The sequence below is a fragment of the Nonomuraea sp. NPDC049419 genome (assembly GCF_040676995.1).
GTDB lineage: Bacteria > Actinomycetota > Actinomycetes > Streptosporangiales > Streptosporangiaceae > Nonomuraea > Nonomuraea salmonea.
This window is the reverse complement of the sequence record NZ_JBFAQB010000009.1, coordinates 76030-89465: the sequence shown is the minus strand read 5'-3', so window position 1 is coordinate 89465 and position 13436 is coordinate 76030. Positions and strand designations below refer to the sequence as shown.

Genomic DNA, 13436 nt, shown 5'->3' with positions numbered 1-13436 from the left:
TACGCTGCGGTCACGGTGATTCCCGGCAGGTGGGAGGGTGAGGGGTATGTCGAGCAACGATCTCGATGCCCTGCTGCGGGTGACCTCCAGCACCTATCGGGGTGAGACACCACCCGACATCGCGTTCGGCACCTACGACGGCGCCGTGGGCAGGATGGTGCTGGCGGTGACCGGCAAAGGCATCGCGGCGTGCAGCTTCGAGGCGGAAAACGACGTGTTCGAGCTGATCACGCGGCACGTGGGGCGGTTCATCGGGCCCGACGCGCGGCGGCTCGACCCGGTGCGCAGAGAGCTCGACGCCTACTTCTCGGGGCGGCTGCGGACGTTCGCCACGCCGGTCGACCTGACGCTGGCGACGCCGTTCGCCCGTACGGTGCTGCAGAAGACCATGGCGGTCCCCTACGGCACCACCACGACGCTGGAGGAGATCGGCCAGAGCATCGGCAGGCCGCGCGCGCTGCGCGCGATCGGCAACGCGCTGGCCTCCAACCCCGTCTGCGTGATCGTGCCCTGCCACCGGGTGCTGCGCGAGGACGGCGGGCTCGGCGACTACGCCGGCGGCGCCGCCGCCAAGCAGCACCTGCTCAACGTCGAGCAGCGCGCGACCGCTGGATGAGCCCGATGAGCAGCGTGACCAGCGCCGCCACCAAGGCGCCGCCGAGCGCGCCGTTCATCCACGGCTGACGCACGAAGCCGAGCGCCTCGCGCACGCCCGTCCAGAGCGCGTCCCACTGCGGGAAGGTCGGCGTCGAGGTGGTCAGCCAGTACGCGGCGAAGCCCAGCGCCCAGGGCACCAGCATCGACCAGCGCGACGGGGCGTCCTCGGCGGTGTTCCAGCCCTCGCCGCGGCGCAGCACGAAGTAGTCGACCGCGAGCACCGCGAACATCGGCACGAACACGGCGCCGATCACGCCGAGGAACACGCCGTAGGAGTTGACGTCCGCGAACAGGGCGATCACGACCGTCACCACGCCGATGGCGGTCGAGAGGATCCGCCGGTCCACCCGCGGCATGAGGTTCTGCAGCGACATCGTGGTCGAGTAGACGTTGGCGAAGGACTGGTCGGTCTCGCGCAGCACCAGGATGCCGAAGAACAGCGCGCCCAGCGGCACCGCGACGAACGGGCCGAACACCGAGGTCTGGTCGGCCAGCACGCCGTCCGCGCCCGCCAGGGCCACCGCGTAGACGCCGAGCCCCAGGCAGGCCACCTGGGCCAGCGTGTAGCCGCCGACCACGCCGGTGAACGCGGCGCGGCCCGACCGCGAGTGGCGGGCGAAGTCGGCCGCCATCGGCACCCACGACACCGACAGCGCGATCACGTAGTCGACGGCGGCGGGGAAGGCCGTCCAGCTCCCGCCCTCGGGTGAGGGGGCGTCGCGCAGGAAGAACACCGTGAACCAGACCATCGCCACGATGACGCCGACGGTGACGTAGCGGCGCAGCAGCCGGATCGAGCCGAGCGGCCAGACGGTCAGCGCCGTCGTCAGCACGCCCGCGACGAGCACCCACACCTGGTACGGCACCGACGGGAAGATGGCGCCGGCCCCCTTGGCGATCACCCACAGCTCGAAGGCGCCCCAGCCGATCATCTGGATGATGTTCAGCACGGTCGGGACGTAGGAGATCCTGGCTCCGAACAGCCCGCGCAGCAGCACCATGGCCGGCTTGCCGGTGCGCGTGCCCGGGATGGCCGACAGGCCCACCATGGCGGTGCCGATCAGGCTGCCCACCACGGTGGCGACCAGCGCCGCCGCGAGGGTGAGCGGCGCATTGCCCAGCGGGTCGAGCAGCAGCAGCGCTCCGGAGAAGCCGAGGAGGCTGACCCCGAGGTTGGCCCAGAGCGCGCCCTGATCGAGCACGCCCAGGGTCTTGGGCGCCTCGCCTTCGAGGGTCAGCGGAACTTCTTCGACGCCGTGCGACATCGCACACTCCCTACGCCGGCATTACCCGGACAGGTTCAGGCGGTCGGCAGCGGATGCATAGCTGCCCTCTCAGCCCGGCGACCCCGAGCTCCCGCGACGATCTGTAGTTTGCGCCCTTATTTTGCCTTAGAGAGGGTCAAATCGCCATAGTGGGCGACTTACGCCACAAAAGGCTCCTGGCCCGTCTCGCTGACCATCGGCTTCCGCGCGGCCTCCCACGACTGCATGCCGCCGCCGACGTTGACCGCCTCGCGTCCGAGCTGGTTGAGCCACGCGGCGACCTGCAGCGACCGCCCGCCCACCCGGCACACGACGTAGACCGTGCGGTCGCCGGGGACCTCCTCCACCCGGCCCTGGATCTGCGTCATGGGGATGTGGACGGCCTGCGGCGCGTGGCCCGCCAGCCATTCGTCCTGCTCGCGGACGTCGAGCAGGTAAGCGTCTGCGGGCACGGCACTGGCCTCGATCTCAGGAACGGTCATGACTCCATCATGGCGTGCCCGGGGCCGTGCACCGGACACGCCCAAGAGAGCACGCCCTACTTGAGCAGGCGGGACAGGCGCCGGTCGGCCAGCGGCTTGCCGCCGGTCTGGCAGGTCGGGCAGTACTGCAGCGAGGAGTCGGCGAACGAGACCTCCCTGATCGTGTCGCCGCACACGTCGCACGGCTGCCCCGCACGGTTGTGCACCCGCAGCCCCGACTTCTTCTCCGCCTTGAGGTCCTTCGCCGCGAGCCCGTGCGCCCGCTCGACGGCGTCGCGCAGCGTGGTCACGATGGCCTCGTGCAGGTCGGCGACCTGCGCGTCGGTCAGCGTCGCGGCGATCTTGAAGGGCGACATCTTGGCCGCGTGCAGCACCTCGTCGGAGTAGGCGTTGCCGATGCCGGCGATCACCTTCTGGTCGCGCAGCAGGCCCTTGATCTGGGTGCGCTTGCCGCCGACGATGCGCTTGAGCGCCTCGACGGTGAACGACTCGGCGAGCGGGTCGGGGCCGAGGGCGGCGATGCCGGGCACCTCGTCCGGATTTTTCGTGACATAGACGGCGAGGCGCTTCTGCGTCCCCGCCTCCGTCAGCTCGAACCCGGGCGCCAGACCCTCGTCGTCGGGCGCCAGCCGCACGCGTACGGCCAGCGGCCCCTTCCCCGGCCGCACCGGCTTGGCCCCCGACAGGTCGTCGCGCCAGCGCAGCCACCCGGCGCGGGCCAGGTGGATGACCAGGTGCAGCCCGTCGCAGTCGAGGTCGAGGAACTTGCCGTGCCTGCTCACGCCGGTGACGGTCAGCCCGCCGAGGGAGGTGACGGGCGGGTCGAACGTCTTGAGCGCCTGGATGGCCACCACGTCGATCCCCGCGATCGCGCGGCCCACGGCCCGCTCGCGCAGGAAGCCGGTGAGCGACTCGACTTCGGGAAGTTCGGGCATGCCCCCAGAGTACGGCCCGCACGGAACTGTCCCCAGAACGGCCGCCGTCGTGGTCACCACCGTGACGTGAGGCCCGTCAGCCGGCGTCCACGACCTCCTTGGGCACCGGCTTGTCCTCCTTCAGCGCGTTGAACAGCGCGAGCGCCTTCGTCCTGTCCCACTTGACCGCGTCACCGCTGGCCACGCGCTCCGTGCCGCCGAACGGCACCACCGTCGTCACCGGGCTGTCGCCCATGGCGAGCCCCAGCGACAGCATGTTGAACGCCCCGGTGCCCGAGTCGACCTCGACCGCGTCGGTCGCGCTCGCGGCCAGCGGGATCGCGGTGAACGGGTTGAGCAGCACCCCGGGGCTCGCGGCCTTCTTCACGACCGCGCTGAGGAACTGCCGCTGCCGCTTGGTCCGCTCGAAGTCGGGCAGCGCGCCGCCCTTGCGGGTGCGTACGTAGCCGAGCGCCTGTGAGCCGGTCAGCACCTGGGTGCCCTTCTTCAGCTTGAGCCCGGCCTTGGGGTCGTTGACGGCGGCCCGTACGTTGATCTCGACCCCGCCGACGGCGTCCACGATGTCCACGAACCCGGCGAAGCCGATCTCCATGTAGTGGTCGATGTGCACGCCGGTGGCGTTCTCGACCGTGCGGACGAGCAGCTTGGGCCCGCCGAAGGCGTAGGCGGAGTTGAGCTTGTCGCGCCCCCTGCCCGGGATGGTGATCGCGGAGTCGCGCGGCAGGCTGACCAGCGTGGGCGCGTCGCTCCCCGCGGGGATGTGCAGCAGCATCATCGAGTCCGTACGCTGCCCCGCGGCCCGCCCGGTGGCGAGCTTTCTCCGCTGGGCGGCGGTCAGACCCTTGCGGCTGTCGGAGCCGACGAGCAGCCAGTTGGTGCCAGGCGTGTCGGCGGGCCGCCCCTCGTACTCGTCGAGCACCCCTTCGATGCCCGTCAGCCGCGAGTTGACCCAGAAGAACAACCCGACCCCGGCGACGAGCAGCAGCACCAGGAACCCGGCGATGATCGACAGGATCGCCTTGCCGGAGATCTTCTTGCGCGGCCCCTTGGGCGGCCGGGGCTCGGCGGGACCGCCGGACCGCGAGCGAAGCGGCCTGACCGGGCTCTCGCCGGCCCGCTCGCGCCCGTAGACCCTGGAGGACCCCCTGCGCGGCGGAGTCTCCGCAGGGCCCTCTGGGGCGGCTGTGGGAAGCTTCTGGGTGGGCGCCCCCGCCCCAGGCACGGGGCCCTGCCCTCCTGGCGGCGTCGGCCCTCCGGGCGGGATCCGGTGCGCGGGTGCGCCTCCAGAGCGCAGGCCGTCACCGGGCCGCGGTGGCAGCGGGCGGCCGTCGCCTGGCGAGCGGTAAGCCCGCGTCCGGTCGTCCTCAGACACTTCGCCTTCTTTCCCTTCGGTTTGCCATAAACGCTACGTCCAACCCTCGCCAGTGAAGACGCTCCGCCAAGGATTTCCTACGGAAAAGTACGCGGAACCAGCGGAGAGTCACTGCGGAAACATAGATGCCACCAGCATCGTTACGGTTATGGACGACCGCTATCGAAAGGAAGATCGTGTCCGATCCGGACCCGTGGAGTCTTCGCCCGTGCTCGGGCACGGGTTCCTCTGAGGGCTCACCGCGGTGAGCGCCTATCTCGGGCTGCTGGCCCTCCTGCTCCTGACCGCGGCGACCGGCTACTTCGTCGCCCAGGAATTCGCCTTCGTCGCCGCCGACCGCAGCCTCCTGCGTGAGCAGGCCGCCGCCGGCGACACCTCCGCAGAAAAGGCACTCCAGGTCACCTCCCGACTGTCCTTCATGCTCTCGGGCGCACAGCTCGGCATCACGGTGACGGCCCTGCTGGTCGGCTTCCTGGCCGAGCCGGCGATCGCCTCCCTCGTACGCCCCTGGCTGACCGACCTGGGCCTGCCCGACGCCATGATCACCGGGATCTCCGTGGCCGCCGGCGTGTTCGTCGCCACCGTCGTGCAGATGGTCTTCGGCGAGCTGGCCCCCAAGAACCTCGGCATCGCGAGGCCCGAGCAGGTGGCCAAGTTCCTGGCCCGCTCGACGCTGGCGTACCTCGCGATCGTCGGCCCGGTGGTCAAGCTCTTCGACTCGGCCGCCACCGGCCTGCTCAGGCGGGTCGGCATCGAGCCCGTGGAGGAGGTGGAGCACGGCGCGACGCCTGAAGAGCTGTCCCGCATCATCGCGGAGTCGACCCAGGCGGGCGAGCTGCCCGCCCGGCTCTCCGACCTCCTGGAGCGGGCTCTGGAGTTCGGCGACCGCACGGCCGAGGAGATCATGGTCCCCCGCCCCCGGGTGGTGGTGCTCCGCGCCTCGCAACCCATCTCCGACCTGCTGGCCGTCATGCAGGACTGCGGCCACTCCCGCTACCCGGTGGTGACGGAGGAGGGCGACGTGGCCGGTGTGACGGGCGTACGCGAGCTGCTGACGACGGGCGTGGAGACCGGCACGATAGCCGCCATCACCCGCCCGGCACTCCTGGTGCCCGACTCACTGCCCCTCCCGGTGGTCCTCGACCGCATGCGCACGGCCCGCGACGACATCGCCTGCGTCATAGACGAGTACGGCGGCCTGGCCGGGGTCATCACGATCGAGGACCTGGCGGAAGAACTGGTCGGCGAACTGGTGGATGAGAACGACCCAGAGCCACAAGGAGCAGTGGAACATCCAGGAGGAGTCTGGGAAGTCCCGGGCCACCTACGCCTGGACGAAGTGGAACGAGCGACAGGTCTGGCACTGCCACAGAGCGACGACTACGACACACTGGCCGGCCTGGTGCTGGCAAAGCTGGGCCGAATGCCCGACCAGGGCGACAAGGTGACGGTCCCGATGACCCAGGAAACCGACCCCTTCGCGGACGACCAGGAAGAAACCCTGGCGGAGCTGACGGTCATGTCCCTCCACCGCCGGGTCCCGGAGTGGGTCCGCCTGACCCCGCTCAAACACGCGGAGGCGACGACCGGATGAGCATGATCGTCCTGAGCATCGCGCTCCTGGCCTTCAACGCGTTGTTCGTAGCAGCGGAGTTCGCCTTCGTCTCGTCAAGACGCCACCGCCTGGAGGAGATAGGCGCGACAGGCAACCGCCTGGTCAGAATGACCGCCCGCTCAGCAGCAGGCGGCAGCAGACAACTCTCCCTGATGCTCGCAGGCGCCCAGCTGGGCATCACCCTCTGCACACTGGGCCTGGGCCAGGTGACAGAGCCGGCGATTGAACACTATTTGGAGCCAGTGTTCGCAGCAGTGGGCATCCCAGAGGCGATGCGCCTGCCGATTGCCCTGACCTTCGCCCTGGCCCTGGTGACGTTCCTGCACATGGTCGTAGGGGAGATGGCCCCGAAGAGCTGGGCCCTGACCCATCCGGAACGAGCGGCCCTGATCCTCACCCTCCCGTTCAGAGCCTTCACGACGGTCATGCGCCCGTTGCTGGCAGCCCTGAACGCCCTGACGAACGCCATCCTCCACCTCTTCGGCGTCCAGCCGAGAGACGAGCTGGCAACGACGAGAACCCCCCGACAGCTGGCCATGCTGGTAGGCGAATCAGGCCGCATGGGCCTCCTGGACAGAGAGGAACACGACCTCCTGACCAGAGCCCTACGCCTGGGCGACGAGGGCATAGAGCCCTTGATGGTCCCCATAGACAAGGCAGTCAAGGTCACGAAGGACGCCACAGCAGCAGAGATCAAGAAGACCGCGGCAGGCAGCGCCCACCTGAGGCTCCTGGTGGAAGGCCCGAACGGCGTAGAAGGGGCGCTACACGTAAGAGACGCCCTGCTGAGACCAGCAAGCAGGGCAAGCGACCTCCTACGCAAGCTCCCGGAGCTACCCTGCACCACCCAGGTCCCAGAGGCAGTGACCGCCCTACAGGAACAACGATCCCATTTGGCCCTGGTTACGAACCAAGACCAAAAAATCATCGGAATGGTGAGCCTCACCGACCTGGTAGGCGAACTTCTGGACACCAGAACAGCAAGTGTGACGTAGAACACAAAGGGCCCGGAGGGGGATGAAAGTACCTTGCAACCACCGGGCCCTACCCTCAACCCGAAAAGAAACCCCAGATCCCCTTGCGCAAACAGCACCCCTTAGACAGGGTGAGCAAGAAAACCAGACACCCAGGGAAGCAAAGCACCAAGGGGAACCCGCGAAACCAAGCGGGGGACCTGGGACGAAGGGCCCCAGGGAGCGACAGCGACCTCTGGGGGTCTAGGGGCGAAACCCTCAGGAGCACCAGCGAAAGACGCTGGGGGGCCTAGGGACGAACCCCTCAGGAGCGCCAGCGAAAGACGCTGGGGGTCTGGGGGCGAAGCCCCCAGGAGCGCCAGCGAAAGACGCTGGGGGTCCGGGGGTTATCCCCCGGGCAGACATGACGAGGGGGACCCGAGGGAGCAAGCCTGAAAGGCTTGCGACCAAGGATCCCCCAGTCACACGAGTGGGCGAGGAGGGATTTGAACCCTCACGTCCTTTCGGACACACGGACCTGAACCGTGCGCGTCTGCCGTTCCGCCACCCGCCCTTGTGGGTGCGGAAAGAACATTAGCACGGAACAGCCACTGGTACTGAACCCGGATACGATCGCATAAGACACGGGAGCGGAGGAGCTGGGCGCGGCTGCCGACGAGCGCCTGTGACACCGTCACGTGGAACGAGCGGAGACCGGGCGCCGATGCGTCTACGGGGCCGCGATCATATGCACGGAGGAAGGGAGGTACCCGGTGGGAGTCCTTCAGCGCTTCGAGCGAAGGCTCGAAGGCCTGGTTGAGGGAGCCTTTGCGCGGGCGTTCAAATCTGACCTTCAGCCGGTCGAGGTCGCCAGCGCGGTTCAGCGGGAGATGGATGAGCGTGCGGCGATCGTCGCTCAAGGTCGCACGCTCGTGCCCAACGACTTCGTGGTCGAGCTGTCCACGACCGACGCCGAACGGCTCGAGGTCTACGCCGACAGCATCAGCCACGAGCTGGCCAACCTCGCCAGGGAGTACGCCAAGGAACAGGGCTACTCCTTTGTGGGACCGGTCCGGGTTCGCTTCGAGACCGCCGGCGATCTGGCTGTGGGCTTGTTCCGCATCCGTTCGGGGGTCATCCGCGGCGCGACGGTGGAGCAGGACGAGATTCGCCAGCCGGCGAGCGACCTGCCTCCGTCGAGGCCTCACGCGTTCGGCGGGCGGCCGCGGCTGCTCGTCAGCACTCAGGACGATCCGCAGGGCGACCGCTCCTACGAGCTCACCACTCCGGTGACCTTGCTCGGCAGGGGCACCGACTGCGATCTTCGTCTCGTCGATCCCGGAGTTTCGCGACATCACGCGGAGCTGCGCGTCGAGGGCCAGAATGTGGTTCTCGTCGATCTGGGTTCGACGAACGGCACTTTTGTCAATGGCCAGCCGGTGCGCAGGATCGAGCTCCAGAACGGCACGCGAGTGACCCTGGGGCGTACGACTCTGGTGTTCCGGCGCGATTAGGGGTAGACAGACGGTCCATGTCCGAGCTCACGCTGCTGCTGATCCGGCTCGCCTTCCTGGCGGTGCTGTGGTTCTTCGTCATTGCCGCAGTCGGCGTGATCCGGACTGACTTGTTCGGTTCACGCACCGCGCCGGCGGGTGGCCGTAAGGCCATGAAGCCCGCCAAACCCGTGGCCAAGCCCAAGAACAAGAAGGGCGAGCCACGCCAGCTCATCGTCACGGGTGGGCCTCTCCAGGGCACCACCATCAACCTCACGGAGCAGCCCATCACCATTGGCCGGGCCAATGACGCCACGCTGGTGGTCACCGACGACTACGCTTCCAGCCGGCACGCCCGGCTCTTTCCTCAGGACGGTCAATGGATCGTGGAAGATCTTGGGTCCACCAACGGCACGTACCTCGACCGTTCAAAAGTCACCCGCCCGACCCCGGTGCCGCTCGGTGTTCCGATCCGCGTCGGCAAGACAGTCATTGAATTGCGCAAATGACCATCGCACTCCGCTACGCCGCCCGCTCGGACGTCGGCCTCCTCCGCGAAGGAAACGAGGACTCGGCGTACGCTAGCGGCCGCCTGCTCGCCGTCGCCGACGGCATGGGCGGGCATGCACACGGCGAGGTGGCGAGTTCTGTCGCCATCGCCGCCATGGCCTCTCTGGAAGAGGCCCAACAGGGGGGTGACCTGCTCAACGCCATCGAGGCAGCGGTACGCGACGCCAACCGCAAGCTGCACGAAATGGTGGGGCGGGATCCCAGCCTCAAAGGCATGGGCACGACGCTCACCGCCATGCTCTGGAACGGCACCCAGGTCGCCCTGGTGCACGTGGGCGACTCGCGCGCCTATCTCCTGAGACGTGGTGAGCTCTACCAGATCACCCACGACCACACGCTGGTGCAACAGCTGGTGGACGACGGGCGCATCACGCCGGAAGAGGCGGCCACCCACCCACAGCGGTCGATCCTGCTGCGCGCGCTCGACGGCAGCGGCGAGGTCGATCCCGATCTCACGCTGCGCGAGGCGCAGGTGGGCGACCGCTACCTGCTGTGTTCCGACGGCCTGTCGGGCGTGGTCAGCGCGGAGACGCTGCATGCCACGCTCACCAACATCGACGACCCTGAAGAGGTCGTCCGCCAGCTCATCGATCTGGCGAACCGGGGCGGCGGGCCCGACAACATCACGTGCGTGCTGGCCGACGTGCTGGAGATCTCCGACGGGCAGCAGCCGCCCGCGGAGGCCGCCATCGTCGGCGCGGCGGGCATGGCCGGCCTTGACGGGAGCCCGCAGGACGTCCCGCCGGGGCGAGCAGGCGCGGTGACCGCACCCCAGCCGGTGCTCTCCGACGACGATTTCGCTGAGCCGGTCGCCGGGACCTCGTCCCGGCGTTCGAGGAAGCGTCGCCGGATGTGGCCCGTGCTGGTCACCGTGCTCGGTGTCGGAGCCGTCGGCGTCTTCGTCGGCGGCTACTTCGGTTACCAGTGGACTCAGGACCAGTTCTTCGTCGGTGCAAGGGGCGGCGAGGTGGTCGTGTTCCAGGGGGTCAAGAAAGAGGTGGGTCCCTTCCAGCTCTTCCATGTCTCCAAGCCCACTGGCCGCCAGCTGTCCCAGCTGTCAGAGGCCGATCAGGCGCTGGTCAGGAGCGGCATCCCCGTCACGAACGTGGACGAGGGCATGACGAAGATCAACAGCCTGTCGTTCGGCGACGAGGACAAGGCCGCGGAAGAGAAGGAACCCGAGACGGAGGCGAGCGCCACTCCCAGCGCCACCGCCTCCGCCACCAAGTCCAAGACGAGACAGCAGTAGATGAGCGAAGTCGACATCACCCCCGTCCCGATGCCGGCCAAGCGGCGCGTGGCGCAGCTGGTCATGCTCGCGCTCGCGGTGGTGATCGTCATGGCCGCCTACGCCAACGTGGGCCTGGCCATGGACGGGCAGATCCCGGCCGGGATGCTGACCTACGGGCTCAGCCTGGGCGGCCTGATGCTGGCCGCCTATCTGGTGCTCGCGAAGTTCGCCCCCTGGGCTGACCCGCTGATCCTGCCGCTGGTCACCGTGGTCAACGGCATCGGCCTGGTGATGATCTACCGGCTGGAGAACGCCCCGATGGACGGCGCCTCCGCCACCAACCAGATCATCATGACCGGCGTCGGGGTCGTGCTGTTCGCCGTGACGCTGGTGGTGCTGCGCGACCATCGCACGCTGCAGCGGCTGACGTACACGGCGGGGCTGATCGGCGTGGTCCTGCTGATCTCGCCGCTGACCCCCGGGCTGGGCCAGGAGCGCAACGGCGCCCGCATCTGGATCGGGTTCGGCGCGGCCACCATCCAGCCGGCCGAGTTCGCGAAGATCGCGCTGGTCATCTTCTTCGCCGGCTACCTGGTCGCCAAGCGTGACGTGCTGGCGCTGGCCGGGCGGCGGCTGCTCTTCATCGACCTGCCGCGGGCCCGTGACCTCGGCCCGGTGCTGATCACCTGGGCCGTCGCCATCGGCGTGCTGGTGCTGCAGAAGGACCTGGGCTCGTCGCTGCTGCTGTTCGGCGGGTTCGTGGTGATGCTCTACATCGCCACGCAGCGTACGTCGTGGGTGCTGATCGGCATCCTGCTGTTCGTCGGCGGCGCGTTCATCGCCGGCCAGATCTTCTCCCACGTCGGCGACCGCTTCGACGTGTGGCTCGACCCGGGCTCCCAGGAGTACTACGACCGGCCTTTCGGCGGCAGCTACCAGATCATGCAGGGCCTGTTCGGGCTGGGCGCGGGCCGCATCCTCGGCACGGGGCTCGGCCAGGGCCACCCCGAGCTGATCCCGCTGGCCTTCTCCGACTTCATCTTCAACGCCACCGGCGAGGAGCTCGGCCTGACCGGGCTGATGGCGATCCTGATGATCTACGCACTGATCGTCGAGCGCGGCCTGCGCACCGCGATCGCGGCCCGCGACCCCTACTCGAAGCTGCTCGCGGGCGGCCTGTCGTTCATCCTCGCCTGGCAGGTGTTCATCATCGTGGGAGGCGTGACCAACCTCATTCCGCTGACCGGCCTGGTCACGCCGTTCATGTCGCAGGGCGGCTCGGCGCTGCTGGCTAACTGGATTCTTATCGCTCTCCTGGTACGAACGTCAGATGCCGCCAGACGCCCCCCACCCCAGGCGATCCAGAACGAGGGACTGACGCAGGTGTTCCAGCGATGAACGGCACCTTGAAGCGAGTGGCGGTGGCCGCGCTGGCCATGTTCGCGCTCCTGATGATCAACGTGAACTGGCTCCAGGCCGTCAAGGCCGAGGAGTACCAATCCGACGCGCGCAACACCCGCAACTTCTTCGACCGCTACGCGATCGAGCGCGGGCGCATCACGGCGGGCGGCAAGGTGATCGCGCAGTCCGTGGACACCGGCGACAACAGGTTCCGCTTCATCCGGAAATATCCGGACGCGAAGCTCTACGCGCACGTCACCGGCTTCTTCTCCCCCGAGAGCGCCGACGCCATCGAGTCGACCCACAACAAGCTGCTCGACGGCTCCAGCGCCGACCTGCTGCTGCGGCGCAGCATCGACCTGTTCACCGGCGAGCCGACCAAGGGCGCCAACGTCGAGCTGACGATCGACCCCAAGGCCCAGAAGGCGGCCTACGACGCGCTGCGGCAGAGCGGCAAGCGCGGCGCCCTGGTGGCGCTCGACCCGAAGACCGGCGGCATCCTCGCCATGGTCTCGCTGCCCACGTACGACCCGACCGAGCTGTCGGGCACCGACAAGGCCAAGGTGTTCAAGCGCTACGACGAGCTGGCCAAGGACAAGAGCCAGCCGCTGCTCAACAGGACCATCGCCCAGACCTACCCGCCCGGCTCGACGTTCAAGGTCGTGACGGCGGCGGCGTACCTCGAGGACGACGAGTCGCGCGGCCCCGACACCACCGTCGAGGCCCCGCAGCGGCTGCCGCTGCCCAACACGAACATCAGCCTGCCCAACTACGGCGGCGCGGCGTGCGGCAGCGGCCAGGTCACGCTGGTCTACGCGCTGGAAAGATCCTGCAACACGCCGTTCGGCTCGATGGGCATGGAGCTGGGCTACGACAAGATGAAGGAGCAGACCGAGAAGTTCGGCATGGGGCAGCAGGTCGCCGTGCCGATGCCGGTCGCGCAGAGCGACTTCGGGCCCAAGGAGGATCAGGCGGCCGTGGCGATGGCCTCGATCGGGCAGCGCAGCAACCGGATGACGCCGCTGCAGATGGCCATGATCGCGGCGGGCATCGCCAATGACGGCACGGTGATGAAGCCGTACCTCGTCGACAAGGTCACCGACTCCAAGGGCGACACCATCGACGAGGCCGACCCGGAAGAGCTCACCACGGCGGTCAGCTCCGGGACGGCGGCCAAGCTGCGCGACATGATGGTGAGCGTCGTCTCCAACGGCACCGCCAACCTCGCGCAGGTGCCGGGCGTCCAAGTAGCGGGCAAGACGGGCACCGCGGAGACCTCCGACGGGCAGCCGCCGCACGCGTGGTTCATCAGCTTCGCGCCGGCGGAGAACCCGAAGGTGGCGCTCGCGGTCATCGTCGAGTCGGGCGCCGCCAACGTCGGGGCGGAGGCGACCGGCGGTCACACCGCCGCGCCCATCGCCAAGGCCGTGCTGGAGGCGGTGCTGAACAAGTGAGTGACGGT

Annotated in this window: 12 protein-coding genes, 1 tRNA gene and 1 riboswitch; of the genes, 8 read left to right on the top strand and 5 right to left on the bottom strand. The window is 68.5% G+C overall.

Annotated features, from left to right (window positions below; genetic code table 11):
* Positions 1-46: 46 nt before the first annotated feature.
* Positions 47-616: a methylated-DNA--[protein]-cysteine S-methyltransferase gene (locus AB0K12_RS25905; protein WP_364566204.1), complete on the top strand. Its 570-nt coding sequence runs from the start codon at positions 47-49 to the stop codon at positions 614-616.
* On the opposite strand, the gene AB0K12_RS25900 is transcribed toward AB0K12_RS25905, so the two are convergent.
* The 4 genes from AB0K12_RS25900 to AB0K12_RS25885 all read right to left on the bottom strand — a co-directional run bounded on the left by AB0K12_RS25900 (position 585) and on the right by AB0K12_RS25885 (position 4711).
* Complete coding sequence (locus tag AB0K12_RS25900) at positions 585-1922, bottom strand: cytosine permease (RefSeq protein WP_364566201.1); 1338 nt, start codon at positions 1920-1922, stop codon at positions 585-587. The two genes, AB0K12_RS25905 and AB0K12_RS25900, sit on opposite strands and share 32 nt — an antisense overlap.
* A riboswitch (TPP riboswitch) is annotated at positions 1912-2027 on the bottom strand. (Overlaps the previous gene by 11 nt.)
* Positions 2028-2080: 53 nt before the next feature.
* Positions 2081-2404: a rhodanese-like domain-containing protein gene (locus AB0K12_RS25895; RefSeq protein ID WP_355416030.1), complete on the bottom strand. Its 324-nt coding sequence runs from the start codon at positions 2402-2404 to the stop codon at positions 2081-2083.
* Positions 2405-2460: 56 nt separating this feature from the next.
* Positions 2461-3339: a DNA-formamidopyrimidine glycosylase family protein gene (locus AB0K12_RS25890; protein WP_364566197.1), complete on the bottom strand. Its 879-nt coding sequence runs from the start codon at positions 3337-3339 to the stop codon at positions 2461-2463.
* Between the two features lie 76 nt (positions 3340-3415).
* Complete coding sequence (locus tag AB0K12_RS25885; RefSeq protein ID WP_364566194.1) at positions 3416-4711, bottom strand: LCP family protein; 1296 nt, start codon at positions 4709-4711, stop codon at positions 3416-3418.
* 244 nt (positions 4712-4955) lie between these two features.
* Here AB0K12_RS25885 and AB0K12_RS25880 point away from each other — a divergent pair, with 244 nt between their 5' ends.
* Both AB0K12_RS25880 and AB0K12_RS25875 read left to right on the top strand, forming a co-directional pair.
* Positions 4956-6305 carry a hemolysin family protein gene (locus AB0K12_RS25880; RefSeq protein ID WP_364566192.1) on the top strand — a complete coding sequence of 450 codons (1350 nt, stop codon included), beginning with the start codon at positions 4956-4958 and terminating at the stop codon, positions 6303-6305.
* On the top strand, positions 6302-7321 hold the full coding sequence (locus tag AB0K12_RS25875) for a hemolysin family protein (protein ID WP_364566189.1): 1020 nt from the start codon (positions 6302-6304) through the stop codon (positions 7319-7321). Before AB0K12_RS25880 ends, AB0K12_RS25875 begins: the two co-directional genes overlap by 4 nt.
* 449 nt (positions 7322-7770) lie before the next feature.
* Here the strand turns inward: AB0K12_RS25875 and AB0K12_RS25870 are convergent.
* Positions 7771-7853, bottom strand: a tRNA-Leu gene (locus tag AB0K12_RS25870).
* Between the two features lie 199 nt (positions 7854-8052).
* Between AB0K12_RS25870 and AB0K12_RS25865 the strand changes: the two genes are divergently transcribed.
* The 5 genes from AB0K12_RS25865 to AB0K12_RS25845 are packed head-to-tail and all read left to right on the top strand — an operon-like array spanning position 8053 to position 13428.
* Complete coding sequence (locus AB0K12_RS25865) at positions 8053-8793, top strand: DUF3662 and FHA domain-containing protein (RefSeq protein ID WP_345393439.1); 741 nt, start codon at positions 8053-8055, stop codon at positions 8791-8793.
* Between the two features lie 17 nt (positions 8794-8810).
* Entirely contained in the window at positions 8811-9281 is a 471-nt protein-coding gene (locus AB0K12_RS25860; protein ID WP_364566186.1) for an FHA domain-containing protein, read from the top strand.
* A complete protein-coding gene (locus AB0K12_RS25855) occupies positions 9278-10591 on the top strand; it encodes a Stp1/IreP family PP2C-type Ser/Thr phosphatase (protein ID WP_364566183.1) in 1314 nt (437 codons plus the stop codon). Before AB0K12_RS25860 ends, AB0K12_RS25855 begins: the two co-directional genes overlap by 4 nt.
* Entirely contained in the window at positions 10592-11971 is a 1380-nt protein-coding gene (locus AB0K12_RS25850) for an FtsW/RodA/SpoVE family cell cycle protein (RefSeq protein WP_364566180.1), read from the top strand.
* Entirely contained in the window at positions 11968-13428 is a 1461-nt protein-coding gene (locus AB0K12_RS25845) for a penicillin-binding protein 2 (protein WP_364566177.1), read from the top strand. The genes AB0K12_RS25850 and AB0K12_RS25845 overlap by 4 nt, the downstream gene beginning before the upstream one ends.
* The last annotated feature ends 8 nt before the right edge of the window (positions 13429-13436 follow it).

Excerpts from the sequence above, each read along its gene's own strand:
- AB0K12_RS25875 (WP_364566189.1), top strand. The coding sequence starts at position 6,302 with ATGAGCATGATCGTCCTGAGCATCGCGCTCCTGGCCTTCAACGCGTTG.
- AB0K12_RS25895 (WP_355416030.1), bottom strand. The coding sequence starts at position 2,404 with ATGACCGTTCCTGAGATCGAGGCCAGTGCCGTGCCCGCAGACGCTTAC.
- AB0K12_RS25845 (WP_364566177.1), top strand. The coding sequence starts at position 11,968 with ATGAACGGCACCTTGAAGCGAGTGGCGGTGGCCGCGCTGGCCATGTTC.
- AB0K12_RS25890 (WP_364566197.1), bottom strand. The coding sequence starts at position 3,339 with ATGCCCGAACTTCCCGAAGTCGAGTCGCTCACCGGCTTCCTGCGCGAG.
- AB0K12_RS25855 (WP_364566183.1), top strand. The coding sequence starts at position 9,278 with ATGACCATCGCACTCCGCTACGCCGCCCGCTCGGACGTCGGCCTCCTC.
- AB0K12_RS25905 (WP_364566204.1), top strand. The coding sequence starts at position 47 with ATGTCGAGCAACGATCTCGATGCCCTGCTGCGGGTGACCTCCAGCACC.
- AB0K12_RS25860 (WP_364566186.1), top strand. The coding sequence starts at position 8,811 with ATGTCCGAGCTCACGCTGCTGCTGATCCGGCTCGCCTTCCTGGCGGTG.
- AB0K12_RS25850 (WP_364566180.1), top strand. The coding sequence starts at position 10,592 with ATGAGCGAAGTCGACATCACCCCCGTCCCGATGCCGGCCAAGCGGCGC.
- AB0K12_RS25900 (WP_364566201.1), bottom strand. The coding sequence starts at position 1,922 with ATGTCGCACGGCGTCGAAGAAGTTCCGCTGACCCTCGAAGGCGAGGCG.